Below are 25,566 nucleotides of genomic sequence, written 5' to 3'. Positions count from 1 at the left end.
TCTATAAGGTTAAATAATTCAATTAGTTAGAATACACCTTAACCCGAGTTGAGGTTAGCTATTAAATATTCTCATTGGTGGATATAGCGACCTAGTGTTAACGTTAAATATAATGGGATCTTATTAATGTCGTTGGATTTTGATAAACGATTAGAAGTTAAGATAGAAAGACAAGTTATATAGGCAGGCAATTTAGATAAGGTAACACACTAAAAGCAATTTGCTTTTAGTGTGTTAAGCGTACATTTAATTAGTGATTAATTAGTAAATGTACGCCAATTGAAGCAGCGTACCCTAAAGCAATCGCCCAGCTCCACTTTAAATGACCAAAGAATGAATAATTACCTTTAGACTGACCCATTAATGCAACACCTGCCGCCGAGCCAACTGATAACAAGCTACCACCGACACCCGCTGTCATTGTAACAAGTAACCATTGGTCTAAGCCCATATCAGGATTCATGCTGATTACGGCAAACATAACAGGAATATTATCGACGATAGCTGACAATAATCCTGCTACTATATTCGCATAAGTTGGATCCCAGTTTGTGTACATGGATTCTGAAATTAATGATAAATAGCCAATAAAGCCTAAACCACCCACACTCATTACAACCCCAAAGAAGAACAATAAGGTATCCCATTCAGCCTGCGCTACTTTGTCAAATACGTCAAAAGGAACAACTTGGCCTAAACGCTTAAGTGCTTTGTCATCTTTACGTTTTTCAGCTTCGGTTCGTTTTTTAGCAAGCGAGCGAGGTAAACTGCGGCGTAAATAATAACCAAAGAATTTAAGATAACCTAAACCAGTCATCATCCCTAAAACAGGAGGCATGCCAAACCAGCTGTGCGCGATAACAGAGGTTGCTATGGTTAAAATAAATAAACACACGATGCGTTTAGCGCCGCGTTTCATTTCAAATTCTTCTTTAATGACCTTGCTGGGTTCATTACTGATAAATAAACTCATTATTATAGCTGGGATAATAAAGTTAACGACAGCAGGAATAAATAATTTAAAGAACTCTACAAAATGTACGTAGCCAGCTTGCCAAACCATTAACGTGGTAATATCACCAAATGGACTAAATGCACCGCCAGCGTTTGAACCTACAACAATGTTAATACAAGCTAAATTTATAAAGGTTTTATTACCCTTTGCCACTTTTAATACAATTGCACACATTAACATTGCGGTTGTTAAGTTGTTTGCAAAAGACGAAATAGCAAAGGCTAATACACCGGTTAGCCAAAACAAGCTGCGTAAGCTTAACCCTTTTGAAATCATCCAAATGCGGATGCCATCAAAAACACGACGCTCTTCCATTGCGTTGATATAAGTCATCGCGACAAGTAAAAACAGCAATAATTCTGCGTATTCTAAAAGGTTATGTTCGAAGATTTCTTTCGCTAGCTCAGACATATCGTGCTGCGTATAAACCCAACCCAGAGCGAACCAAATAAGGCCTGCAGCTACTAATACAGGTTTAGATTTACGTAAATGTAAGAAGTCTTCGGCGATTACTAATGCATAAGCCACGATAAACATAGTAATTGCAAAATAACCGACAAAATGGTTAGTTAGGTCTAGTCTTTCTACGCTAGCGGCTTGGGCAAAAGCTGATGGCGATAAAAGTAATGTAGATAAGGTGATAAATAATGTTATTAAGGGGGTCGCAAAGTTCTTGCGCATTATACTGGGCATAATGTTATATCAATACCTCAACAGATGGATTGCACTAATTTGGGATGCACAACTTTAGCACAACTTGCTTAATTAAGGTACGAAGATGAAATATTTTTATGCAATAAAACTGTGTTTTATTAAGCGCGAAATTAACTGTATTTTTATTGTGAAAGATATGTTTTATAATGTTTTTCTTGTGTAGCTTAGGTGTATAAATACGATGTGTGATTTGACTAATTATTTACGCTTACTGAATAAATAGCTTTTTTAGTTGGTATGCTCAACATTAAATGATTACTTTTACGTAAGTGAGTATAAATAATGTGTAAAAGTTATGTAAATTATAAAAAAGTGATGTCATTCACAATGTGAGCTTGGTAATCTTTTCAATCTATAAAAAAGCATGATGGATAAAATGAATTTTGTAAAAACAATTAAATTTATCGCATTAACAGCCACCTTGTCTGCTTGCCAGAGTAATTATAATGGTGCGATAGATCAGCAAGTTGAGTTTCCAACGCGTTGGCAAAATGCATTGCCTGAAACCCCACAAGGCACTAAATTAGTGCAGTGGGTTGGTTCGGAGCAATTAAACCAATTGATTGAAACAGCAATTGCGAATAATCAAAACATTCGAATTAAGCAATTAGATGTAGACAAAGCTAAATTGAATTTACAAAGAGCGGGCGCTGTATTTTGGCCGGATCTAGATTTTTCCTTGCAGGCCAGTCGTGGTAAATCGGCTTCAGATGCTGCTATTTCTAATCAAGTTTCTGCCGGTTTATCCGCTAGCTATGAAATTGATTTATGGGGTAAATTGAGTGATGCACAAAAAGCCGCGCAATATAATTACCAAAATACAATAGTTCAATTAGAGCAAGCTCAGCTAGATTTAATTACCTCTGTTAGTTCGGTTTGGTTGCAGATGTTAGCATCAGTGCAGTTTATTGATATAACAGAACAAAAATTAAAAAATTTACAAGGCAATTTAGATATCATTGAAAACGGCTATCGTGCGGGGCTTAATTCGGCGTTAGATGTTTATTTAACCCGGAATAATTTAGAAGCTGAAAAATCTAATTTAGCAAAGCAAAAAGCCACTTTAGCACAGCAGAGTCGTCAGCTTTCGTTGTTATTAGGGCATTCACCAAAACAAGGGTTAGAGGTAGGGGATGATTTTCCCGAAGTGGATTTTTCACTACTTAAAGGCATTCCATCAAGCCTGATTAAACAGAGGCCAGACGTACAGTCGGCTTGGTTAAATATTTTAATGAGTAATGCTAATTTAGCTATTTCGCATAAAGATAGATTCCCCAGCTTTCGTTTAGCCGCGGACGTTGATGACAGGCAATCTAGTTTATCTGATTTATTTAGCCAAGGGATTGCTTGGTCTTTATCTGCGTCAGTACTGCAACCCATATTTGATGCAGGGCGTTTGAAAACGCTAGAAGCACAAGCAGAAATTGAATTAAGCCAGTCAGAGCTTAGCTATGTGCAAACAATTTATCAGGCTCTTGACGATATAGAAGGTGGGTTAAATCAATTTGCTTCGCTTGAGCGCCAACTTAGCTATAGTGAAACCTCTAGAGACAATGCTATTTTGGCTGAACAGCTTGCGTTTGAGCAGTATCAACGTGGGATAACAGATTACACAGATTACCTTTCAACCCAAAGAACGGCATTTAATGCTAAAAATCAGGTTGTTGAGTTGAAACGACAAATTATTACCAATCAAATTATGCTGCACCAAGCATTAGGTGGCGACTTTGCAATCGCTAACTTAGAACAGCAGGAAAACTAATTTATGCTAAAAATAATTAAAAAATTCATGCCACTTGTTCTGATAGTGCTTTTTATTGGACTTGTATGGGTTGTTGTTTATAGTAAACCTCAAGCTAACCGAAAGTTTACGCCACCAGAGGCACAGATATCGGTTGATGTTAAACCATTAAAAGCTGTTGATTATCCAATTATCATTGATTCTTATGGGTTAGTTGAAGCACAAATTCAAACGGCATTAACGTCACAAGTTGGTGGAAAAATTACCTATGTGTCAGAGTCGATGCGCGGCGGTGGTTTTTTTGATAAAGATGAGTTGTTAATTGAAATTGAAGCTGTTGACTATCAAGCTGATGTTGATATCGCTTATGCAAATTTAGTAGACGCACAACAAGCGGTGGCAGAACAAAAAGCGCTTGCAGATCAAGCTTTAAAAGATTGGCAAAGATTAGGTAATAGTGAACAAGCGCCAGATTTAGTGCTACGCAAACCACAATTATCAGCAGCCAAAGCAAAGCTGGCTTCAGCAGCGGCAAATTATGAGCAAGCTAAAATTCAACTTGAGCGCACCAAAATCACAGCCCCTTACGCAGGTAGAGTGCTTAATAAATCAGTTGACTTAGGGCAAGTCGTTTCAGGAAATACTCAATTGGGTGAAATTTACTCAACAGAAGCAATTGAAATAAGCTTACCAATTAAAAATAACGAAATTAGCTTAGTCGCATTGCCCGAAGACTACCGAGGCGCAACTCGTGATGTTCAAGTAAATGTAGACATTATTTCGCAATTAGCTGGCAATGAAGTTTGGCAAGGAAAGCTAGTGCGCACAGCAAGTGAAATTAGCGAACAAAGCCGACAGTTACATGTAGTCGCTCGTATTCAAGACCCTTTCGGAGAAAAAGCTTACGGTAAAATGCCGTTAAAAATCGGCCAATATGTAACTGCTAAAATTCAAGGGAAAACACTAAATAACGTCATTATTTTAGAGAATAAGACCATATACCAAGGCTCTTATGTTTACACCTATGAAAATGGCGTATTGCAACGTAAAAATATTGAAATTTTATGGCAAAATAATCAGGTTGCCGTGATTAAATCAGGTCTTAAAGACGGTGATGTGTTAGTGACCACGCCACTTGGTCAAGTGTCAACAGGTACTCGGGTTAAGTTAAAGCAAGATAATATGAGCAAGCCAGCTAATACAGCTCGAACAGATAAACGTGGTCAAGCTAATAAAGATAAGCAAGGTGAAGCTAAATGATTGCTTGGTTTACTAAAAATCACGTAGCTGCCAATTTATTAATGATTTGTATTATTGGTTTAGGTGCGTACCACTTAGTGGCGAAAATTCCGCTTGAGGTTTTCCCTTCAATTGAAACTGATATTGTAAGTGTGAGCGTGAGTTTACGTGGTTCAACACCAGAAGATGCTGAATTATCGGTAGCGACTCGTATTGAAGAAGCATTGATGGATTTAGAAGGGGTGGAAGAGATTACCAGCCGTTCAACTGAAGGGGGCGCCAGCGTTAACGTTGAAGTTGAGCAAGGTTACGATCCACGGGAAATTCTTGATGATGTTAAAAATAGAGTTGATGCGATTAATACCTTGCCGGGTGAAGCTGAAAGGCCCATTATTTCGCTGGCTATTCGCAAGCGTGATGTTATTGATGTAACGATTGCCGGGAATGTGACCGAAAAAGAAATTCGGCAAATTGCGGAAAAAGTAAGAGATGACTTACTTAAAACAAATGGCATAACTCAAGTTGAAGTCAAGGGGGTTCGAAACTACGAAATTGCCATTGAATTGCCCCAAGATACCCTGCGTGAATACAACTTAAGTCTATCTGATGTATCGACGGCGATTCAGCAAAGCTCTCTTGATTTATCTGCCGGTAATATAAAAACCGATGGTGGTGATGTGCTGATTCGCTCAAAAGGTCAGGCTTATCGCCAAGATGAATTTGAACGTATTATTTTAAAAACTCACCCCGACGGCACGGTTCTTACCCTGGGTGATATTGCGCAAATTACCGATGGATTTGAAGAATCACCCATTCGTACTCGATTTGACGGTGAGCGTGCTGCAACTTTATCGGTTTATCGGGTAGGAAAACAAAGTGCGATTGAAGTCGCTGATAAAGTTAAAGAATATATCGTGGAGCAACAACGAAAATTACCAGATGGAATTACCATTAGCTACTGGAGCGATGATTCTGTGGTGGTTAAAAAGCGAATATCCACGTTATTAACTAATGCTGTGCAAGGCGGTATCTTAGTATTAATTTTATTGGGCTTATTTTTAAGACCTGCGGTTGCTTTTTGGGTGTTTATTGGTATTCCGGTAAGCTTTTTAGGCTCCTTTGTTGTTTTATCTTGGTTTGGTTTTACGTTAAATATTATTAGTTTATTTGGCTTTATTGTGGTGCTAGGTATAGTGGTGGATGATGCCATAGTCACAGGCGAAAATATTTATAAGCATTTAGAAAAAGCCGAGAATGGTCTGCAAGCAGCTATTGTGGGCACACAAGAAGTCGCGACCCCGGTAACCTTTGGTGTTTTAACAACGGTGGCAGCCTTTGTCCCTATCTTATTTATTGAAGGGAATCGCGGCGCATTTTTTGCGCAAATACCAGCGGTTGTTATTCCGGTGTTATTATTTTCATTAATTGAGTCTAAATTTGTATTGCCAGCGCATCTTAAATATTTAAAAGTAAGACAGCAAACAGATCCGACCAAGCAAAATAAGCTACAACAAATTCAGCAAAAATTTGCAACTGGGTTCGAGCTTGCCATTTTAAAATACTATCAACCCGCACTTAAATTATGTTTGCAAAATAAAAGAAATACCTTGATCTGTTTTTGTGGGGTATTGGGAATTATTATGGCTGCGGTTATGGTGGGCCATACTAAGTTTATTTTCTTCCCTAGAGTACCCAGTGAAACAGTGTCAGTAAATGTAACTATGCCTAACGGCACACCTTTTGAAGTCACGGATAGCCACATAGCTCGTATTACTGAAATAGCGCAAGATTTACAACAAGAGTATGTTGATCCTGTGACTAACGAATCGGTTATTTTGCATATTTTATCACAAACCGGTAAGTGGGGCGATGCGGCAACTGGGCAAGTGCGTTTTCAAATAACACCGCCAGAAGAGTTGCATTTTAATGTGTCTAGTCAAGAATTGGCTCGAGAGTGGCGCCAACGTGTTGGCGAAATTCCGGGGGCAGAAGAAGTTATTTTTAGATCCGAATTTGGGCGTTCGGGTGATCCTATAAATGTACAATTAAGAGGTAATGATTTTGTTCAGCTAAACAAAGTAGCTGAACAAGTAAAATCACGTCTAGCAACCTACCCAAGCGTATTTGACATTAATGACTCAATGGCGGACGGTAAAGAAGAAATTCGGATTGAATTAAAAACGGAAGCTTATTTATTGGGGATTACTCGATCTCAAGTCATTAGCCAAGTACGACAGGCTTTTTATGGTGTTCAAGCTCAACGAATTCAGCGCGGCCGAGATGATGTTAGAGTTATGGTGAGATTCCCTAGGGATGAACGTAATTCAGTTGCTAATTTAAATAATATGTTGATTAGTGCAGCCGATGGTACACAAGTGCCTTTATCTCAGGTAGCTCGCTTTGTACCGGGTAAAAGTCCTACTTCTATTTATCGAATTGATGGTTATCGAACTTTAAATGTCGTAGCCGATGTTGATAAAGAGCAAGTGAATATGACAGTGCTTAATCAAGACTTATTGAGCTATTTAGATGAATTAATGGCGCAATATCCGAGTGTCGATTATGTAATGGACGGTGAAGCTAAAGAGCAAGAAGAGTCATTCCAATCCTTATATTGGGGTTTGCTCGGGGTGCTATTTGCGATTTATGCGTTATTGGCTATACCACTTAAATCGTACACCTTGCCTTTAATTGTGATGTCTATTATCCCTTTCGGTATTATTGGTGCTATGTTTGGACATTGGTTAATGGGCATGGATTTAACCATTATGAGCGTTTGGGGCTTACTTGCTTTATTGGGGGTTGTCGTTAACGATTCTTTAGTACTAGTTGATTATATTGGCAAGCAACGTGACAAAGGGATAGACGTTAAAGACGCTGTGTTAACAGCGGGGGCTGCGAGATTTAGACCTGTTATGTTAACCTCGTTAACCACTTTTATTGGTTTAATGCCATTATTGTTTGAAAAATCGACCCAAGCGCAATTTTTAATCCCGATGGCAGTTTCATTAGGGTTTGGGATTATTTTCGCCACCTTGATTACACTATTGTTGGTGCCGGTTAATTATTTAATGGCGATTCAAGTCAGAAACTGGTGGAGAGCTATTTAACATTCATTGATCTGTCTATGCGTCTCTGATGACCTTCGGAGGCGCGGTAATTCGGCTATTTTAATGACAACCAAAGATCCACATGCCCTAAGAGGTTGTCTAACTTTAGAGTTTTCAGATAGGCCGCCAATAATTCTCAATTATTTTCCACTATTTTGGCTAATGTCACCGCTAAAGCTTTTCTTTTTTGTCAATTTTGTTATGTTCTCGTTTCTCTGACTATTGCTCATTTATATTTATCTCGCTAGCTGGTTGTTTATTTCATATAACTAACCTAATTTTTAATTAGCTAAGTTTAAATTTATAAATGAGTGAATGCATACAAAATTAATTTGAATCCAGTTCTGCTTGCTGCAGATCGGCAAATTATAATATTACCAAATAGGCTCAAGGATTTATTCATGCGTTTTGTTCAAGTACTACTCTCAGCCGCATTATTATCAGCCAGTCCAACAGTGGCTAGTGCAAATACAAATGAGATTAATTTTTCAGGTTTTGCACGTTTGGTTGGTGGCGTTATGTTGTCTGAAGATGATGCTTTATCAACTTATGACAAGGACTTGAAGTTTAACCAACATAGTTTATTAGGGCTGCAGGCTAGTTATGATTTAAACCCCGATTTATCGGTCACTGCCCAGGTATTAGGTAAAACTCAGTCGTCAAATTCTGGTCTTGAATGGCTTTACTTAAAATATCACTTAAATGATAACTGGCAAATAAAACTGGGTAAGTTACATACGCCGTTTTTTGACTATAGCGATGTGATAAATGTTGGTTATGCTTACCCTTGGGTTGTTTTGCCAACAGAGATATACGATTCGTTTTTTTTCTCATCGTTCACTGGCGGTTTAGCTGAATATACGAGTTTACTGGCTGAATATAATGTTTCAATTCAAGCTTATGTTGGTCAAGTAGATGAAACAATTTCGGTCGCGGGTGAAGAGTTTGATGTCGATCTTGATTACTTTAACGGAATTGCTTTTCAGTTAAGTCGAGGCTCTTTTAACGCTCGTTTGTCTAAAACGTTGGGGAATTACCGAGTAGATGATGTTGGGCTAAATCCCGTGATTGATGCATTTACTGAAATGGGTCAGCAGTGGCCCGTTTTTTCATCGGTTTCTGAATCGTTACGGGTAGAAGGGGATGTTGAATTTACTCAACTGAGCTTGTCTTATGAGCGTTTAAATTGGTATTTGAAAGGGGAATGGATAGATATCAGCCATGAAATCGATTTATTAACTGAATTAACTGGCTATTATATTATTGCTGGTTACCAACATAATGAATTTACGTATCATCTCACTTTTAGTGAGCGGCGCGGGCATTATATTTCAAATTTTCCAGTGCTGCCTACAATTGGCGATCCTGAAGCCGATTATCTCATTGGTGCTTATAATCAAGTATCACAAGACAGACCTATTTTTAACTCATCAACGATAATCCTAGGGAGTCGTTGGGATTACCAACCGGGCCTTGCGTTTAAATTAGATTTAAGTTTTATTAGTGGCCGCCCAGAAATACATTTACCTACGATTGAGCACACTGATTTTGATCGACAGGCAACGTTATTAACGGGGAGTGTTGAATGGGTATTTTAGTCAATAAACGGCTTATTTTATTCATTTTTTGCTCGCTGAGCTTATTTGCCAATGCCAATGACTTATTGGTTGTTAGTTCAAAAATGTCGCCAGTTGAATTGTCTAGGCAACAGATTAAACAAGTCTATCTTGGCGCTAGATTATCGGTTGATGGGGTTAATATTCAGCCGTTGGCTTTACCGGTTGGCGTACGCTGGCGCAGCGTATTTAATTCAAAGGTAATTGGTTTAAGTGAGGCTAGAATTCAGTCTTATTGGGCACAAATGCGTTTTACCGGTAGACGTACTGAACCGACGGAAATGGATAACACGGAAAAATTGATTGAACAACTTAAGCAGCAACCCGGCGCTTTAGGTTATTTACCTAGCCATTTAGTTGACGCAAATTTATTTCATATCATTTATCGTGTGCCGCTTGACTGACATGTCATCAACAAAGCAACAAACATCTTAACCTAGTTAATTGTATATAAGTTGAGCTGTTGATTTATTTTATTTATTTGATCTGATATTAAGTGACTTTCAAGCGGCTTAGAAAATAAATAACCTTGAATAAAGTCGCAACCTGCCTGCTTTAAGATTAAATATTGAGCGTCAGTTTCAACGCCTTCGGCACAAACGGTTAAGTTAAGCGTTTTAGCGAGGCGGATAATCGCTTCAACTATTTGCCTGTCTTTATCCGAGCGCTGTAAGTTGTGAATAAATGATTGATCTATTTTCAGCGTATCAGCTGATACTTGGGTTAAATAACTTAATGAGGAATACCCAGTGCCAAAGTCATCTAATGCAATGTGGCAGCCAAGGGCTTTGATTTCTTTAATAAATAAATTCGCTAAAATAAAATTTTCCATATAAATCGACTCAGTAATTTCAAACTCAAGCAGATTAGGCGAAATTTCATATTGGTGAATTTTGTCGATTAGGCTATTTAAAAAACTAGGTTTTAAAATATCAAAAGTAGATAAATTAAAAGAGATAATGCAATTTGCTAGCGCTTTATTTTGTTTTAATGTTTGAAAGCCATTATTAATTAACCAAGTGGTTAAATCGGTAATCTTACCGGATTGTTCAGCAATTGGGATGAATTCAGCCGGTGATATAAAACCTAACGTAGGGCTTTTCCAGCGTAATAACGCTTCCATAGCGATAGCCCCTTTTGTTGGCGAGACTTTCGCTTGGTAAACAATAAAGAACTCATTTTCGATAAGGGCTTGATCAATAGCGTTTGCAATTTGCAGTCTTCTTTGTTGTTGCTCACTCATAGAATCTGCAAAAATGACATATTGATTACGCCCATTGGCTTTAGCTTTGTACATTGCAATATCTGCATTGCTCAACAAGGTGTGTAGTTGAATTTGATTCCCTTGATTAAAAGCAATTCCAATACTAACGCTGGTGCTGATTTGCCATTTGTTAAGTGCAAAACTAGTCGTGAAAACTGAAAATATTTGCTGGGTAATATAAATTAAATCGTTAGCTTGTTTAGCGTTTGGAATAATAATTGCGAATTCATCACCACCAATTCGAGCAAGTGTGCAGTCTTTACTAACACAGTCTGATAATCGTTGTGCTATTTGCTTAAGGAGCTTGTCACCATTCGTGTGGCCTAAGGTATCGTTAATCGTTTTAAAGTCATCTAAATCTAGTAGTAATATCGCAAATGATAAATTATCGTTAGTTAGCATATTGTCGACTTTTTCTAAGAATAATTTGCGATTTGGCAAGTGGGTTAGGGGGTCGTAATTTGCTAGTAATGTAAGCTTTTGCTGTTGTTCAATTAAAGTATTAGTGTGTTTCGTATTTTCTTGTTTTTCTTGATTAATGGTATTTAGCATTTTATTGATGCTGCCGGCTAAACTGGCAATTTCATCATTGCCAGAGTGTTCACTTTTTAACTGATAATTTGCAGTTTGTGTGACTTGAGAAACTAAGTTTTTTAATTTTATTAAGGGTCTAATTAAGCTGCTTTGCAGCCAAATGAATAAAATAATAATGGTAATAATGATGGCTATGGTGACTGGAATCACTTTTGATAAAAACAGTTCTTGGCTAGTGTGAATTTGGTTTTGGTAATCAACTGATATGACAAAAGTACCCACTGGGTAGCCTGAATCTCCAATGCTTTGACGTAGCATTAAATACGGTGGATCTATGTTGACTTGATTAAATGGTAGCTTTTCAACTTTACCTGAATCGATAGCAGCTTCAATTTCTTTTATGATCTTTGGCGAAAAAAAATCTGGATTGACATAAGGTTGGATGAGCGTGTTATTTTTGTCTAATACTAAGGCGTAGCGAATATAAGGATAATGATCCAGTTGTAATAACTGGGTACTAATCGCAAATTCATCAACTGGGGTTGATGAAAAGTGCTCAATCATTCCTGTTGCCAAGTTATTGCTAAGTGCTAATAAATCTTGGCTAATTGCTTGCTTAAATAATCGCTCATGTTCGTTTAAAGCTAATGTGACTAGCGCGGTCGCACTGGCAATCATGGTTAAGACTGAGATAGCAATTAATTTTGTTCTAATGCTGACAAACATTATGTCCCTTATACTAATACAACGTCACTTAGCGTTTTGGTTACGAATTTTAAATGGTAATTATGTTCGTTTAAGGATTCGTCATATAAAAAATTATTTATAACAAAAATTTAGCTTTTAAACACTATATATAAAGCTTTTAATTGATAAAAATCGCTTAAAGCTTAGTTTTTTTACTTTTCATGTTAGATTATCTATACCCGTGCTGAAAATACGGTACAATCGGGATATAAAACTTCAAAAATAATCTGGCTTAATTTAGAGAGGTATAATCGTTATATGGTCGACACAGTCGCTCGCCCAAGCAATTTTATTCGTAATATCATTGATGAAGATCTTGCCAGTGGTAAACATTCTCAAATTCAAACTCGTTTTCCGCCAGAGCCAAATGGCTACTTGCACATTGGTCATGCTAAATCGATTTGTTTAAATTTTGGTATCGCTGAAGATTACAACGGAAAATGCAATTTACGGTTTGATGATACTAATCCAACTAAAGAAAACATCGACTATGTGCGCTCTATTGAAAGTGACGTAACCTGGTTGGGTTTTACATGGAACAATGACGTTTGTTACTCATCTAATTATTTTGATCAGCTTTATCAGTATGCGCTTGAGCTAATTAAAGCTGGTAAAGCTTATGTTTGCTTTTTAAATGGCGAACAAATGCGCGAATACCGTGGTACTTTAAAAGAGCCAGGAAAAAATAGTCCGTACCGAGATACATCGATAGAAGAAAATCTAGCGTTATTTGAAAAAATGCGAGCGGGTGAGTTTAAAGAAGGTGAGTGTGCGTTAAGAGCAAAAATTGATATGGCGTCTCCTTTTATGTGTATGCGAGATCCTGCGTTATATCGAGTTAAATTTGCGCATCATCATCAAACGGGCGAAAAGTGGTGCATTTACCCAATGTACGATTTTACCCACTGTATTTCAGATGCGATTGAAGGGATTACTCATTCGCTTTGTACATTAGAGTTTCAAGATAATCGCCGATTATACGATTGGGTATTAGATAATATTTCGATTGAATCACGCCCACATCAATACGAGTTTTCAAGGTTGAACCTTGAATATACGGTATTGAGCAAACGTAAATTAATTGCATTGGTTGAAGACAATCACGTGGCTGGTTGGGATGATCCACGTATGCCTACGGTTGCAGGCTTGCGTCGACGAGGTTATACAGCTGCATCTATCCGTGAATTTTGTAAGCGGATTGGTGTTACTAAGATGGATAACATGGTTGAAATGGCAATGTTAGAAGCCTGTATCCGTGAAGACTTAAATGAAAATGCGCCGCGAGCGATGGCGGTTTTAGATCCGGTAAAAGTCATTATTGAAAATTATCCGGCTGATCAGCAAGAAATTTTACATGTTTCAAACCACCCTCAAAACGAAGCATTTGGTAAACGAGACGTTCCATTTTCTGGCGAGCTATGGATTGAAAAAGAAGACTTTAGAGAATCAGCCAATAAAAAATTTAAACGTTTGGTATTAGGCAAAGAAGTTCGGTTACGCGGCGCTTATGTTATTAAAGCTGAACGTATTGAGACAAATGAAGCAGGTGAAGTGACCACCATTTATTGTACTTACGATGCGGATACGCTAGGTAAAAAGCCAGCTGATGGACGCTCTGTTAAAGGGGTTATACATTGGGTGAGTGCCGCGCATGCTAAACCAGCAGAAGTCCGTTTATATGATAGATTATTCCAAGTGCCTAACCCTGCAGCAGAAGAAGATTTTACTCAAGCGCTTAATCCTCAAAGCTTGGTGGTAATGTCTAACTGTGTGGTTGAACCTAGTTTAGCTGACCTTGAAGCCGAAAAATCAGTTCAATTTGAACGAACAGGTTATTTTTGCCGAGATAATCAATCAGCAGATAAATTAGTATTTAATCGCACTGTGGGTTTACGAGATAGCTGGGCAAAAGTTGAAGCTAAATAACCCTTAAATATCTGTTTAACAGTTAGCTTAAAAGGCACTGATTCGTCAAATCGATTCAGTGCCTTTTTGTTTTTAAGCCATATAAGCGAGGCCTCAATCACAAATTGCTCTAAAAACTAGATTAAATGTATAGCGGATAGGGTGTTTTTATCAAATTGCATTAAACTTTAAGATGTTAGATACAAAATCCAGTCAACTGAGCGAGGTTAAACCAGATGGCCAGTTCAACAGTGATTAAAGCGGATATTAATGTATCGCACTTAGACTCTCAGCAATATTTGCGTTTAATGGAAGTCATATCCATTGACGGCCAAGAATCGGCTGAACACTTTACACTGCGGTTATTAACATGGGCGTTATTTCGCCAAGATTTGTTTGTTGATGAAAAAATACAATTAGGGCGCTCGATTAACTCGAGTGAATTACCTGATTTATTTGTCAAACGTACTCAGGCGCAATATGAACACTGGGTCGAAGTGGACAATTTCTTGCCCGATCGGCTAGAAAAAGCAGAAGCAAAATCAGAACATATTTGGCTGTTTTATACACAAGCGGATAAAGTACAAAAACTGCTTAAAAATATTAATAAGCATCCTAATCTACAGTTAGTTGAGATTTCGCGTGAATTAATCGAACAACTGGCAGCGCAAACGACTAAAAATATTCATTGGAATGTGATGATCGATAATGATCAGATTACGGTAGCCTCTGGTGATTTATACCTTGAATCTAGTTTAACTTTTTATCATCCGCTAACCGTACCTTTACTGGATTTAATTCATTAAAGGTTATACTTTTTGATCAATTTTTTGATGTAAATTGTTCCATTCATCGGGTTCTTTGCCTTGCAGCATATAAGACCAAGCGATGAGTTCGGCAATAATTAAATAAACTTCTCTGGGGATTTCACTGCCGACATCTAATCGGCTTAAATAATCAGCCAGCTCGTTATCTTGATGCACCAAAATACCGGCTTGTTCGGCTTGTTCAATAATATGTTCCGCTAAATGATTATACCCTTTAGCAACGACTTTAGGCGTTTGTGGCGCTGGGTAGGTTAAGCTAATCGCGGTTTTAGGCGTTTTATCTGTCATAATCTATACTGCATCGTTATTGCGGTTTCTTGCCACAGTTGTTCGGGGATCTTTCCGATGTTAAATCCGGTTTCTTCTAAATTTAAATTGAAGTGACTTAGTCGCTTTTTTAATTCGTTTATTTTGGCTTGGGCGACTTGGTTTAAACTGTCGGCTTCACAGTAGATATTTAATTTTAAGGTGTCGTCAATTAATGCTGCTTTAATTAATAGTTTGCCATGCTCTTCAAAATTAAATTTAAGTGAAAACTTCCATAGCTTGATTGCTTGCTTATGTTCATCTTCAAACTCATCTGCCTCGCACTGTAACGCCAGCTGCGCATAATCAATTTGGTTATTTTGCATAAATGGCAAACTCGCGAAAATCTGGTTTTGCCCTTGAGTTTGATGTTCGGCTGATTTGATTTGATTTATTTGAAAATGTTTAAGTGCCTGAGCTGCGGATTGCGTTGACTTTTGTGCTGTAACTTGGCCCTGAGATGAATTTTTAGACGATAACTGGCTTTCACTTGATGCTTGACGAGTATTCGTTTTAGCTTTAAACAATATTTGCAGAGCTTGTAATAATTGGGTAGCCAAACCTGTATTGGGTTGTAACGGATTTGTGCTTAGATTAGCCACTAAGCTGGGTAACTGTATTTGTGTTTTAATTTGTGATTGAACTTGCTCTGCACTCGTTGGTAATTTAAGTTGGTCTAATCCTTTTGATAATCTTGTTAACGTATTTTGCAAAGTGGATTGTTTTTCAAATAAAAACTGTAAACTTTCGCTTAGATCATTTTGTTGTACTTGATGTGCTAATTGTCTGATGTTCTGAATTTGGCTAAGCGATAATGTTTGTTTATGGTCGGTTGTTTGGTTTAATTGTTTTAAGAGCGCAGCAGGCGAAATTTCGTTTTTCGGTTGAACCTGAGCCTGAACCAATGGGCTTTTTAATTGAAATAACTGGCTGTTTATCAACTGGTTGCGCAGTTCATCTGTTATTTTAATCTGAATAGATATGGATTTATCATATTGAATCACTAACTCAGGCTTGTTGGATGAAGCTGGATTGCTTTGCAAGCTAAATTTTAGTTTGTCATTTTGATTAAGTGGTAAATCCGCCGTTGGGTTTTTTATTGCTAGTAATTCAAATAATGCTTTTGGCGTGTGTGATAATTGACTAAGGGTTTGTTGTGCCATTTGTTTTACTGGCAATATAAATGAATATTTTTCATTATTGGCTAACTGTAATTCACCTTGCTCTCCTTTAACTGTTAAATTAGCTAATTGCCAGCCATTAACTTGGTTTAACTGAATGTTTGCCGAGTTTTCCAATTTTAGTTTTATAGGAGTATTGGCTAATGTAAAGCTTATATTTGGTTGCTCGATAAGTATATTTTTTACCAGGTAAGTATCCGCTTTAGGTTGGTTAATTTGTGCATTAATAACCATGTTTTGATGCTTAGGATGATTAACAATGGATATATTAAGGCCATGCGCTTCGGGTTTTACTATTAAAGATAACTGTTTTCGGTGCGTTAAATCATGAGGCAATGGCAATCTGTAATGTTTATCTTCAAATACAAACTCAGCCTGGTTTTGTTTAACGGATGCCGTTACTAAATGACCTTTAATTTGATTCGGCTCTAGAGTTTTAGTTGCATGTTGTGCTAAATGATTTACTTGGATTGAGGTTAACGGCTGCCTAGTGACTAACGTTTTACTTGGCGAAATAGTCAGTGTTTGCTGCTGTAAACTGACATCTACTTGCTTAATATTGTTAAGCTGCGATTGTTGATTGGGGTTGAGCTTTATATCTATTTTTTGGCCACTTGGAAATTGCAACTGGCTAATCACTTGGTTTACTTTATGCAGGGCCGCTTGCCTGATATTGTCTTGGATTTGGGCATAAGGGACCAATGCATTTGTACGTTGGGTACTTGATGCTAGGTTCGGCGTGCTTTTTTGTAAACTCTTTTGTAAATAATCAGGTTCTACCATAAAAACTCTTCAGCCATAAGCAAAACTGGATGGCTATTAACTGTGGTTTAATCACTCGATTATGGTAATATTCGACCCCATTTTCCATACTCGAATAGTTGCTTATTTTGTTATCGGCCAATCAGTTAACTTGCATTAGAAATCAGCGAATTTTATTTGATGATTTGTCATTTAAACTTGAACCTAGTCAATTACTGTACCTTACTGGGCCCAATGGCGCTGGCAAAACAACACTCTTACGTAGTTTAGTTGGTTTGCAGCAATTACACCAAGGGGAAGTTCAGTTATCGGGCGTACCTATTGCTGATTGCAGCCCGGATATTTTATATATTGGGCATAAAGCTGCAGTAAATGAGTGGTTGTCAGCAAAGCAAAACTTACAACATTGGCTTAATTTAACGGATCAAGTAGCAGACTGTGAAAGCTTGTTAATGAAAGTAGGGTTGAGTGGTTTGATGGATATTCCGGTTAAATTTTTGTCCGCTGGTCAGAAAAGACGAGTCGCTTTGGTTAAAATGTGGGTATCTAATGCAAAATTATGGGTTTTAGATGAACCTTTTACGTCAATCGACATCAAAGGCGTGGAAGTTTTAAATACTTTATTTGAAAGGCACAAAGCGGCAGGCGGTTATGTGATAGTGACAAGTCACCAAACTTTACCTGATCAAATTGTCGATCAGAGACTAGAGTTGAGTTATCGGTTTTAAGTTATGTCATATTCACATTTTTTTTATCAAATGCTTAAACGCGACCTGCAATTGGCTAAAACACAAAAGCATGAATTGGGTTTGCCCATTTTATTTTTTATTTTAGTTTTGATTCTGTTTCCGATTGCGGTTGGCCCGGAGGGCAACTTGCTGGCTCGATTAGCACCTAGCATTGGTTGGGTTGCGGTTATTTTAGCCATTTTAATCGCATTGCCTCGTATGTTTGCCGAAGATTATGAAAATGGTTGGTTGGAACAGCTATTTCTGTCAGGTTATCCCGGCAGTTTAATTGTGAGTGCTAGGGTCATTAGTTTTTGGCTTTTGTATTGTGTGCCTTTAGTGTTAAGTAGTTTTTTAGTCGTGCCATTTTTTAGTTTTGATATTCAGTTATGGTGGGTTATGTTGCAAACTTTATTGTGTGGCAGCATATTAATGACCTGTCTTGGCTCGGTAGCAAGTGCGCTGCTGGTTTCAAGCCGAAAAGGCAGTGGTGTTATGGCGCTTTTAATTGTGCCTTTATTGATACCCGCAATTATTTTTGCCAGTGCAGCGCAAGAAGCAGCGAGTCAGTCTTTGCCTTATACTAGCCCATTACTTATTTTATTCGCACTGGCTATTTTTGCATTAACAATAGCGCCGCTTGCAACGGCGCAAGCATTAAAATTAAATTTAGGATAATAATTAATATGTTTAAGTGGTTGCACCCATATGCAAAGCCTGAAAAAGCCTATTTAGTTTCATTAGGTATTTTTCGTATCTTAATGCCTATCAGTCTTATAGGACTCATTGTCGGATCGATTTGGGGGTTGGTGTTTGCGCCTGCTGATTATCAGCAAGGCGATTCATTTCGCATTATGTATATCCACGTACCCGCTGCAATTTGGTCTATGGGCATTTATATGTCAATGGGCATTGCTGGTTTTTGTGCATTGGTTTGGCAAATTAAACTAATGGAATTAAGTGTTATTGCTATGGCGCCTATTGGCGCGGTATTTACAGCGGTCGCTTTATTTACTGGGGCCCTATGGGGTAAACCTATGTGGGGGACTTGGTGGGTATGGGATGCTAGGTTAACGTCTGAACTCATTTTATTATTTTTATATTTAGGGGTTTTTGCGCTTTTTCATAGTTTTGATGATAAACGTTACGGAGCAAAAGCTGCCTGCATTTTAGCTGTTATTGGTATGGTGAACGTACCTATTATTCATTACTCCGTAGAGTGGTGGAATACCTTGCATCAAGGGGCCAGTATTACCAAATTTGATAAGCCTTCTATCGCAGGTGAAATGTTATGGCCTTTATTAATTAATATTTTTTCGGTGATGCTATTTTTTATTGCGCTGACCTGTTATCGATTTTCGACCGAAGTGCTTAGAAATGAAAGCCACCGCAAATGGGTGTTAGATTTAGTCAACCAAACTAAAAAAGATAAGCAAGCTTAGATTAGGTTGTCTGAGAATACAGACAGCGAATAAATTATAGTGGCACTTTTATCAGTGTCGTCAGTATTAAAATTAATTAAGTTGAGATTATGGGCGCATTTGAATCTTTTTGTGATTTTTTACAGATGAATGGATACGCATTTTATGTGTGGTTATCTTACGGACTCACACTGGTTTGTGTGATTGCTCTGCTAATTTGGTCAAAACAGCAACGTAAACAAGTTGAACATGAGATTAAACAACAAGAGCTAATTAAAGCAGCCAGAAAACATCAAGTACAATCGGAGATGAGTCTATGAATGCAAGACGTCAAAAACGTTTATATACAGGCCTTATTTTAGTATTGGGTTTATCAATTACGATTGGTTTGGTTTTATATGCATTAAAAGAAAATATTGATTTATTTTACACCCCAAATGAAATTGTAAACGGTAAAAAAGAAACGGGTATTAAACCTCAAATTGATCAACGACTGCGCATTGGCGGCATGGTCGTTGAAGGAAGTGTTAAACGCGGCACTGACAATTTAAATGTTCAGTTTGAATTAGCTGATGCTCAATCCAAACAAAATATTGTGGTTGTTTATGATGGCATTTTGCCTGATTTATTTCGAGAGGGTCAGGGGATTGTTGCTAACGGGTATTTACGAACACCTACCAAAATTGAAGCCTTTGAGGTTTTAGCTAAACATGATGAAGAATATATGCCGCCCGATTTGGCTGAGGCAATGAAAGGCATTAAACATGTAAAACCACAGCAAAACCCTGCGTTGTCAGAGCAAACTTCAAAACCAATCTCAGGAATAACCGAATGATCCCAGAAATAGGCCATGTTACGCTGCTAATAGCATTTGTTTTCGCTGTGTGTCAATCGGTACTCCCCTTAATTGGTGCGCAAAAAAATAATGCAGATTTAATCTCGTTAGCTAAACCTTTTACTTATGCTAATTTTGCTTTGCTAACCATTGCAATGGGCTGTTTAGCTTGGGCATTTTATGTAAACGACTTTTCAGTTACGTATGTTGCAATGAACTCAAATAGTCTACTGCCTTGGTATTATCGTTTATCGGCACTTTGGGGTGCGCATGAAGGTTCTTTATTATTATGGGTGTGGATTTTATCGTTGTGGACGATTGCGGTTGCAATATTCAGCCGTAGTTTAGACGATGCTGATGTTGCCAGAGTGCTGGCTGTTATGGGCATGATTGCGGTTGGTTTTATTGCCTTTGTAGTGTTTACCTCTAATCCATTTGAACGAACTTTCCCTAACTTTCCTGTTGATGGCCGGGATTTAAATCCGCTTTTACAAGATTTTGGGCTTATTATCCATCCGCCTATGTTGTATATGGGATATGTAGGCTTTTCGGTTGTTTTTGCTTTCGCGGTTGCAGCGTTAATTAGCGGCAAATTGGATGCTACTTGGGCTCGTTGGTCTAGACCTTGGACATTAGCCGCATGGGCATTTTTAACGATAGGTATTACACTTGGCAGTTGGTGGGCTTATTACGAGCTTGGTTGGGGTGGCTGGTGGTTTTGGGACCCGGTTGAAAATGCCTCTTTTATGCCTTGGCTTGCTGGCACTGCACTCATTCACTCTTTGGCCGTGACCGAAAAACGAGGGGCGTTTAAAAGCTGGACGGTTTTATTAGCCATTTCAGCCTTTTCACTAAGCTTGTTGGGTACTTTTTTGGTCCGCTCGGGGATTTTAGTTTCAGTGCATGCTTTTGCCAGCGACCCAACCCGTGGTTTATTTATTTTAATTTATTTACTCATCGTTATTGGGGGCGCATTAACTCTTTATGCAATGCGGGCCTCTAGTGTTGTCAGTACACATAGGTACAAGTTATTTTCGCGTGAAGTTTTATTGTTTATTAATAATGTCTTGCTCGTAGTCGCTTTAGTGGTTGTGCTTTTGGGTACTTTATTACCTTTGGTTCATAAAGAAATCGGTTTAGGTTCAATTTCTATCGGTGCGCCTTTCTTTAATCAGATTGCCTCAATTTGGTTTATTCCATTTTCGTTAGTATTAGGTATCGCACCTTTTATTCGTTGGAAGCAAGATAAGTTATCGCGCCATCACAAAACGCTATTTGTAGGTGGTATTTTAACCGTTTTATTGGCTTTGACGTTTTATTTAGCTTTAGCGATTGATGATTTATTAACACTAACAGGGATTGTATTAGCTAGCTGGGTGGCCTGTTTAACGGCGTTAGAAGTGGTCAAAAGTAAATCTATTACCAAACTAAGTTTATCGCACTGGGGCATGGTTTTTGGCCATTTAGGCTTTGCTGTGCTAGTGATTGGGATTTCAGTGACTCAATTTTCAAGTGTTGAAAAAAACCTAAGAATGAAGCCAGGTGAAGTGGCTGAAATTAATGGTTATCAGTTTAAATTTGAATCAGTTGACTTGGTGAAAGGCCCAAATTACTCTGCTTACATGGGGGAATTTGAGGTGACAAAAGGCAGTAGTCAAGTGCATTTACACGCGGAAAAACGCTATTATAAAGTGCAATCAAATGTGATGACAGAAGCAGGGATTGATGCGGGTTTATGGCGTGATTTATATGTTGCTTTGGGTGAATCGTTAGACGATGGTAGTTGGGGCATCCGTTTGTATGTGAAGCCTTTTGTTCGTTGGATTTGGTTAGGCGGTATTTTAATGATGGTTGCGGGTATTTGTTGTTTGGCTGACCCAAGATATCGTCGTATTTTATCAGCTAAAGTCAGTTCAGATAAAGTTAGCCCAGAAAAAGTAAAAGAGAGTGGGAGTTAACAATGAAAAAGTTGCGTTTATTTATTCCAATTAGTGTGTTTTTACTGACTGCTGTTTTTTTATACAAAGGGTTGTTTTCAGATCCAACTGATATCAAAAATGCCAATTTAGAGCGTGAATTTCCTGAATTTGAATTACCTAATTTAATGGATGAATCTCATATTTATAACAAAGCAGATCTATTGGGTGAGGTTACGTTAGTGAATGTATGGGGCACTTGGTGTGTTACTTGTCGAGTTGAATTGCCTTTTATGACTCAGTTACGTAATCAAGGCGTGCGAATTGTTGGCGTTTATTATGACAACGCCGCCGAAGCGGCATTCGGAAATGTTAATTTAGCGAAAACTCAAGCTGAGGTTGAGCAAATGTTAGCCCAATTAGGTAACCCATTCCAATTTAATATTTATGATGTTAAACGAGACTTATCACTTGATTTAGGGGTTACAGGCGCACCAGAGAGTTTTTTAATTGATCAAAACGGGGTAATTTTAGCGCACCGCCGTGGCGCGATTGATGAACGAGTTTGGCAGCAGCAATTTCAACCCTTAATTGAGCGAGTTCAATAATGTGTAAGTTCATTTTTAGCTTGCTAGCCTGGACGTTTTTTTGGTCTCAGTCTGTTTATGCACTTGAGCAAACTTATCCGTTTGATGATGTGAATAAGTCAAAAGTATTTGACGAATTAACTCAAGAATTAAGATGTCCAAAGTGCCAAAACCAAAATATTGCAGATTCAAACGCTATGGTCGCAATTGATCTTAAAAACAAAACTTACGAGCTAGTAAAAGAAGGTAACAGTAAACAGCAAGTGGTTGACTTTATGGTCGCCCGATACGGCAATTTTGTGCATTATGATCCGCCTATTAACTCAGTTACGATTTGGCTTTGGGTGATACCTGTCATGATTTTGGTATTACTAATTGTGGTTATGTTACGTCGTAAAAAAGAAGCGGGGCCAAAAATTGATGATAACTATTTGGCCCAAGCCGAAGCTTTATTAGCGCAAGCTGAGCAGAAAAATACAAAAGCAACTAAACAAGACAAAGAGGCATAAAATTGATTATTTTAGGATTAGTACTCATTTCATTAACCCTGTTTTTTTGTTTTTCAATTTTAATACCTTGGTATAGAAAATCACATCAATTACAGTTAAATCAAAGTTTACAAGTCAATTTATACCAAGAAAAATTACACGAGTTAACAGCCGATTTAAACGCTGGAAATATTGATGCTGAAAGTTATGAAGCAGCTAAAGATGATTTAAAGCTTCAACTGGCTAGCGAGCTCGCTAATATTCAGTCGCATTCGTCGATTAAATTTAAACGAGGTTATGTTTGGTTGTTGCCTATTATTACCTTGGTGTTGGTTTGTGTTATCTATTTTGGTCAAGGAAAACCGGAGCAAATGCAGCAATTTTATCAGGCAGAGCAACAAACCTCTGAATTTGCTAAAAAGCTGCTATCAGGAAACGAAAATTTTAGTAAAGATGAACTAACGTCATTTTATATTGGTTTGCGTAATAAACTAGCTAGTGAATCTGACGATGCAACTGGTTGGCTGCTGTTAGGCAGGGTGGCTTATTCATTAGGACATTTAGAAAACTCAATGCAAGCTTACGAGCGGTCACTTGAATTAAGCCCAAATAAATATTCTACTTTATTAAGCTACGCCCAAGTGCTTATTTCAACTAATGACGATAAATACCGAGAAAAAGCGCTAGATGCTTATAATCAAATTTTGAAACAAGCACCACAAGACGCTGAAGCATTAACAATGGCTGGATATGTCGCTTTTCAATTAGATCGAAAAGACGCTGCGCGAGTCTATTGGCGAAGTGCATTGCAAACATTAGATGAAAAAGACAACCGAATTCAAGCTATTGCCCAGGCAATGCCGGATTTAGCTCAAGAATTAGGAATCGCGTTACCTAAATTAGCCACTCAGACGCCGACATCATCACAAAAGCAAACAGAAACAGATGGAGTCAGTAAAAAAATTAAGGTCAATTTGCTTGTATCTGAGTCGACTCATGCTAAATTAGCTCAATTTAAATATTTAGTGGTGTTTGCTCGGCCACAGCTATCAGGGCCGCCAGCGGCAGTTGTACGATTACCCATCAGCGGTGAATTGCCTAAGCAATTAACTTTATCTGACGAAAACGCAATGATGGCTAACTTTAATTTATCGTCATTATCTCAGGCTTATGTAACGGTTCGTCTGTCAAAAGACGCAGATGTAGCTTTGGCTGACAATGATGTTGAAGTTAATAGTGCGCAACTCACACTGGATGATTTAATACATACCGTCACTATAGAACTGTAAAGGAACTCAAATCCATATGTTGCGCAAACATTTATGTTATTTGTTATGCACGCTGGTGTTGGCTGGTTGCGCCAGCACACAATCAGAACCTCAAACTGAGTTAAATGATCCATTAGAATCAGTTAACCGAAGCGTTTGGGATTTTAACTATGATATTTTGGATAAACATATTTTAAGACCCACTGCATTGGCATATCAAAAATATATGCCAATGCCAGTTCGTATTGGTTTGGTGAATATGTCGTCAAATCTTGAAGCGCCGTCTTCAATGATTAATAATTTACTACAAGCAAAACCCAAAGAAGCAGCTACCAGCGCTGGTCGTTTTTTATTAAATTCGACTGTTGGTTTGTTAGGGTTAGTTGATGTAGCTGGTTATATTGGATTAAAACCCGAAGAAGAAGAGTTTGATGAAGTATTGGGTAAATGGGGGGTATCTACCGGGCCTTATTTAATGTTGCCGGCTTACGGGCCGTCAGTGCCTAGAGAATTAGCTGGGGATGTTGTTGATTCGGCTTACTTTCCATTAGATGGTTTAACGATTTGGTTATCGGCATTTCGGTTTGGAATTGACGCATTGGAATCTCGTATTCAAGTGATTCCACAAGAGCAATTATTAGAGGATAGTTTTGACCCCTATATTTTTGTTAAAGAAGCCTATTTTCAAAATACTCAGTTTAAAGTTTATGACGGCGATCCGCCTAGACCTAAAGTAGAAGAAGCAGAAGAAGCAGACTTTGATGCGTTTTTACAAGGTTTAGAATGAGTTCGCGATACGATTTTGGGCTGTACTTTGTTAGGTTTTTTGTACCATAATTAATTATCGTATTTTAGCTAGAGTTGTTTCATGCCACCAATTGATATTGATTTTAATTTAATCGTGTTTCATTTTGTTCAATTAGGAATTGCTTTGCTGTTGTCGCTGCCAATTGCGTTAAACCGAGAAACGCACGATAGAGGCGCGGGGCTTAGAACGTTTCCGCTAGTGACGATTGCTTCCTGTGCTTTTATGCTAGTTGGTATGAACGTTTACCAAGGTTCAGACGCCGAAGCGAGAGTAATGTACGCTATTATTACTGGGATGGGCTTTATTGGTGGCGGTGCTATCTTTAAAAAACAAGATGGTGGTAGTGGCACTGCAACCGCAGCAGGTATTTGGAACACAGGCGCTATTGGGGTTTCTGTGGCTTATAGCCGATATGAAATTGCAATTGTGCTATCTATCATTGGGTTTTTGATCTTTCAGTTTTCAGGGTTAATTAAAGATAAAACTTGCAAGTAAACTGCGCCGTGGCTGAACAGTTTACCTGTTGTTAATTTATTTAGCTAACCTGAAAAATT

At 38.0% G+C, this 25,566-nt stretch carries 22 protein-coding genes; 18 read left to right on the top strand and 4 right to left on the bottom strand.

The window, feature by feature from the left end:
- Nucleotides 1-250 precede the first annotated feature (250 nt).
- Nucleotides 251-1,696 carry a sodium:proton antiporter NhaD gene (nhaD, locus tag OLW01_RS08740; protein ID WP_268073464.1) on the bottom strand — a complete coding sequence of 482 codons (1,446 nt, stop codon included), beginning with the start codon at nt 1,694-1,696 and terminating at the stop codon, nt 251-253.
- A gap of 409 nt (nt 1,697-2,105) precedes the next feature.
- On the opposite strand from nhaD, the gene OLW01_RS08735 reads away from it, so the two are divergent.
- The 5 genes from OLW01_RS08735 (at nt 2,106) to OLW01_RS08715 (ending at nt 9,839) form a co-directional block, all read left to right on the top strand.
- Nucleotides 2,106-3,491, top strand: coding sequence for an efflux transporter outer membrane subunit (locus OLW01_RS08735; RefSeq protein ID WP_268073463.1), 1,386 nt, complete (start codon nt 2,106-2,108; stop codon nt 3,489-3,491).
- Between the two features lie 3 nt (nt 3,492-3,494).
- Nucleotides 3,495-4,730, top strand: coding sequence for an efflux RND transporter periplasmic adaptor subunit (locus tag OLW01_RS08730; RefSeq protein ID WP_268073462.1), 1,236 nt, complete (start codon nt 3,495-3,497; stop codon nt 4,728-4,730).
- Nucleotides 4,727-7,819, top strand: coding sequence for an efflux RND transporter permease subunit (locus tag OLW01_RS08725; protein WP_268073461.1), 3,093 nt, complete (start codon nt 4,727-4,729; stop codon nt 7,817-7,819). Before OLW01_RS08730 ends, OLW01_RS08725 begins: the two co-directional genes overlap by 4 nt.
- Nucleotides 7,820-8,220: 401 nt before the next feature.
- Nucleotides 8,221-9,417, top strand: coding sequence for a porin family protein (locus tag OLW01_RS08720; protein WP_268073460.1), 1,197 nt, complete (start codon nt 8,221-8,223; stop codon nt 9,415-9,417).
- Entirely contained in the window at nt 9,405-9,839 is a 435-nt protein-coding gene (locus tag OLW01_RS08715) for a hypothetical protein (protein ID WP_268073459.1), read from the top strand. The genes OLW01_RS08720 and OLW01_RS08715 overlap by 13 nt, the downstream gene beginning before the upstream one ends.
- 32 nt (nt 9,840-9,871) lie before the next feature.
- On the opposite strand, the gene OLW01_RS08710 is transcribed toward OLW01_RS08715, so the two are convergent.
- On the bottom strand, nt 9,872-11,959 hold the full coding sequence (locus OLW01_RS08710; RefSeq protein ID WP_268073458.1) for a bifunctional diguanylate cyclase/phosphodiesterase: 2,088 nt from the start codon (nt 11,957-11,959) through the stop codon (nt 9,872-9,874).
- Nucleotides 11,960-12,238: 279 nt separating this feature from the next.
- Here OLW01_RS08710 and glnS point away from each other — a divergent pair, with 279 nt between their 5' ends.
- Nucleotides 12,239-13,906 (top strand): glutamine--tRNA ligase, encoded by a 1,668-nt coding sequence (gene glnS, locus OLW01_RS08705; protein ID WP_268073457.1) that lies wholly within the window; start codon nt 12,239-12,241, stop codon nt 13,904-13,906.
- A 215-nt stretch (nt 13,907-14,121) separates the two neighbouring features.
- On the top strand, nt 14,122-14,691 hold the full coding sequence (locus OLW01_RS08700; protein WP_268073456.1) for a YaeQ family protein: 570 nt from the start codon (nt 14,122-14,124) through the stop codon (nt 14,689-14,691).
- 3 nt (nt 14,692-14,694) lie between these two features.
- Here OLW01_RS08700 and OLW01_RS08695 read toward each other — a convergent pair whose 3' ends face one another.
- The gene (locus tag OLW01_RS08695; RefSeq protein WP_268073455.1) at nt 14,695-15,000 is read right to left on the bottom strand and encodes an EscU/YscU/HrcU family type III secretion system export apparatus switch protein; all 306 of its coding nucleotides are present in this window, start codon (nt 14,998-15,000) and stop codon (nt 14,695-14,697) included.
- A complete protein-coding gene (locus tag OLW01_RS08690; protein WP_268073454.1) occupies nt 14,997-16,982 on the bottom strand; it encodes a hypothetical protein in 1,986 nt (661 codons plus the stop codon). Before OLW01_RS08690 ends, OLW01_RS08695 begins: the two co-directional genes overlap by 4 nt.
- A gap of 107 nt (nt 16,983-17,089) precedes the next feature.
- Between OLW01_RS08690 and ccmA the strand changes: the two genes are divergently transcribed.
- The 11 genes from ccmA (at nt 17,090) to OLW01_RS08635 (ending at nt 25,507) form a co-directional block, all read left to right on the top strand.
- Nucleotides 17,090-17,689, top strand: coding sequence for a cytochrome c biogenesis heme-transporting ATPase CcmA (ccmA, locus tag OLW01_RS08685; RefSeq protein WP_268073453.1), 600 nt, complete (start codon nt 17,090-17,092; stop codon nt 17,687-17,689).
- Nucleotides 17,690-17,692: 3 nt separating this feature from the next.
- Nucleotides 17,693-18,367 (top strand): heme exporter protein CcmB, encoded by a 675-nt coding sequence (ccmB, locus tag OLW01_RS08680; RefSeq protein WP_268073452.1) that lies wholly within the window; start codon nt 17,693-17,695, stop codon nt 18,365-18,367.
- Nucleotides 18,368-18,375: 8 nt separating this feature from the next.
- Nucleotides 18,376-19,131 (top strand): heme ABC transporter permease, encoded by a 756-nt coding sequence (locus OLW01_RS08675; RefSeq protein ID WP_268073451.1) that lies wholly within the window; start codon nt 18,376-18,378, stop codon nt 19,129-19,131.
- Between the two features lie 89 nt (nt 19,132-19,220).
- Nucleotides 19,221-19,430, top strand: a complete 210-nt coding sequence (gene ccmD, locus OLW01_RS08670) for a heme exporter protein CcmD (RefSeq protein WP_268073450.1) — start codon at nt 19,221-19,223, stop codon at nt 19,428-19,430.
- A complete protein-coding gene (gene ccmE / locus OLW01_RS08665; protein WP_268073449.1) occupies nt 19,427-19,945 on the top strand; it encodes a cytochrome c maturation protein CcmE in 519 nt (172 codons plus the stop codon). The genes ccmD and ccmE overlap by 4 nt, the downstream gene beginning before the upstream one ends.
- Nucleotides 19,942-21,903, top strand: coding sequence for a heme lyase CcmF/NrfE family subunit (locus tag OLW01_RS08660; protein ID WP_268073448.1), 1,962 nt, complete (start codon nt 19,942-19,944; stop codon nt 21,901-21,903). The genes ccmE and OLW01_RS08660 overlap by 4 nt, the downstream gene beginning before the upstream one ends.
- Nucleotides 21,904-21,905: 2 nt before the next feature.
- Complete coding sequence (locus tag OLW01_RS08655) at nt 21,906-22,469, top strand: DsbE family thiol:disulfide interchange protein (RefSeq protein ID WP_268073447.1); 564 nt, start codon at nt 21,906-21,908, stop codon at nt 22,467-22,469.
- A complete protein-coding gene (locus OLW01_RS08650) occupies nt 22,469-22,957 on the top strand; it encodes a cytochrome c-type biogenesis protein (RefSeq protein WP_268073446.1) in 489 nt (162 codons plus the stop codon). Before OLW01_RS08655 ends, OLW01_RS08650 begins: the two co-directional genes overlap by 1 nt.
- Before the next feature lie 2 nt (nt 22,958-22,959).
- Nucleotides 22,960-24,225, top strand: a complete 1,266-nt coding sequence (ccmI, locus tag OLW01_RS08645; RefSeq protein WP_268073445.1) for a c-type cytochrome biogenesis protein CcmI — start codon at nt 22,960-22,962, stop codon at nt 24,223-24,225.
- Nucleotides 24,226-24,241: 16 nt separating this feature from the next.
- The gene (locus OLW01_RS08640; protein ID WP_268073444.1) at nt 24,242-24,991 is read left to right on the top strand and encodes an MlaA family lipoprotein; all 750 of its coding nucleotides are present in this window, start codon (nt 24,242-24,244) and stop codon (nt 24,989-24,991) included.
- A gap of 81 nt (nt 24,992-25,072) precedes the next feature.
- The gene (locus OLW01_RS08635; RefSeq protein ID WP_268073443.1) at nt 25,073-25,507 is read left to right on the top strand and encodes an MgtC/SapB family protein; all 435 of its coding nucleotides are present in this window, start codon (nt 25,073-25,075) and stop codon (nt 25,505-25,507) included.
- The last annotated feature ends 59 nt before the right edge of the window (nt 25,508-25,566 follow it).

Origin of the sequence: Catenovulum adriaticum (assembly GCF_026725475.1) — a bacterium.
GTDB lineage: Bacteria > Pseudomonadota > Gammaproteobacteria > Enterobacterales > Alteromonadaceae > Catenovulum > Catenovulum adriaticum.
Note: the sequence above shows the minus strand (reverse complement) of the source record. Positions and strands in the feature narration are given on the sequence as shown.

Bases quoted from the DNA above. Each gene is read 5' to 3' on its own strand.
- nhaD (WP_268073464.1), bottom strand. From the start codon at position 1,696: ATGCGCAAGAACTTTGCGACCCCCTTAATAACATTATTTATCACCTTA.
- OLW01_RS08735 (WP_268073463.1), top strand. From the start codon at position 2,106: ATGAATTTTGTAAAAACAATTAAATTTATCGCATTAACAGCCACCTTG.
- OLW01_RS08730 (WP_268073462.1), top strand. From the start codon at position 3,495: ATGCTAAAAATAATTAAAAAATTCATGCCACTTGTTCTGATAGTGCTT.
- OLW01_RS08725 (WP_268073461.1), top strand. From the start codon at position 4,727: ATGATTGCTTGGTTTACTAAAAATCACGTAGCTGCCAATTTATTAATG.
- OLW01_RS08720 (WP_268073460.1), top strand. From the start codon at position 8,221: ATGCGTTTTGTTCAAGTACTACTCTCAGCCGCATTATTATCAGCCAGT.
- OLW01_RS08715 (WP_268073459.1), top strand. From the start codon at position 9,405: ATGGGTATTTTAGTCAATAAACGGCTTATTTTATTCATTTTTTGCTCG.
- OLW01_RS08710 (WP_268073458.1), bottom strand. From the start codon at position 11,959: ATGTTTGTCAGCATTAGAACAAAATTAATTGCTATCTCAGTCTTAACC.
- glnS (WP_268073457.1), top strand. From the start codon at position 12,239: ATGGTCGACACAGTCGCTCGCCCAAGCAATTTTATTCGTAATATCATT.
- OLW01_RS08700 (WP_268073456.1), top strand. From the start codon at position 14,122: ATGGCCAGTTCAACAGTGATTAAAGCGGATATTAATGTATCGCACTTA.
- OLW01_RS08695 (WP_268073455.1), bottom strand. From the start codon at position 15,000: ATGACAGATAAAACGCCTAAAACCGCGATTAGCTTAACCTACCCAGCG.
- OLW01_RS08690 (WP_268073454.1), bottom strand. From the start codon at position 16,982: ATGGTAGAACCTGATTATTTACAAAAGAGTTTACAAAAAAGCACGCCG.
- ccmB (WP_268073452.1), top strand. From the start codon at position 17,693: ATGTCATATTCACATTTTTTTTATCAAATGCTTAAACGCGACCTGCAA.
- OLW01_RS08675 (WP_268073451.1), top strand. From the start codon at position 18,376: ATGTTTAAGTGGTTGCACCCATATGCAAAGCCTGAAAAAGCCTATTTA.
- ccmD (WP_268073450.1), top strand. From the start codon at position 19,221: ATGGGCGCATTTGAATCTTTTTGTGATTTTTTACAGATGAATGGATAC.
- ccmE (WP_268073449.1), top strand. From the start codon at position 19,427: ATGAATGCAAGACGTCAAAAACGTTTATATACAGGCCTTATTTTAGTA.
- OLW01_RS08660 (WP_268073448.1), top strand. From the start codon at position 19,942: ATGATCCCAGAAATAGGCCATGTTACGCTGCTAATAGCATTTGTTTTC.
- OLW01_RS08655 (WP_268073447.1), top strand. From the start codon at position 21,906: ATGAAAAAGTTGCGTTTATTTATTCCAATTAGTGTGTTTTTACTGACT.
- OLW01_RS08650 (WP_268073446.1), top strand. From the start codon at position 22,469: ATGTGTAAGTTCATTTTTAGCTTGCTAGCCTGGACGTTTTTTTGGTCT.
- OLW01_RS08640 (WP_268073444.1), top strand. From the start codon at position 24,242: ATGTTGCGCAAACATTTATGTTATTTGTTATGCACGCTGGTGTTGGCT.
- OLW01_RS08635 (WP_268073443.1), top strand. From the start codon at position 25,073: ATGCCACCAATTGATATTGATTTTAATTTAATCGTGTTTCATTTTGTT.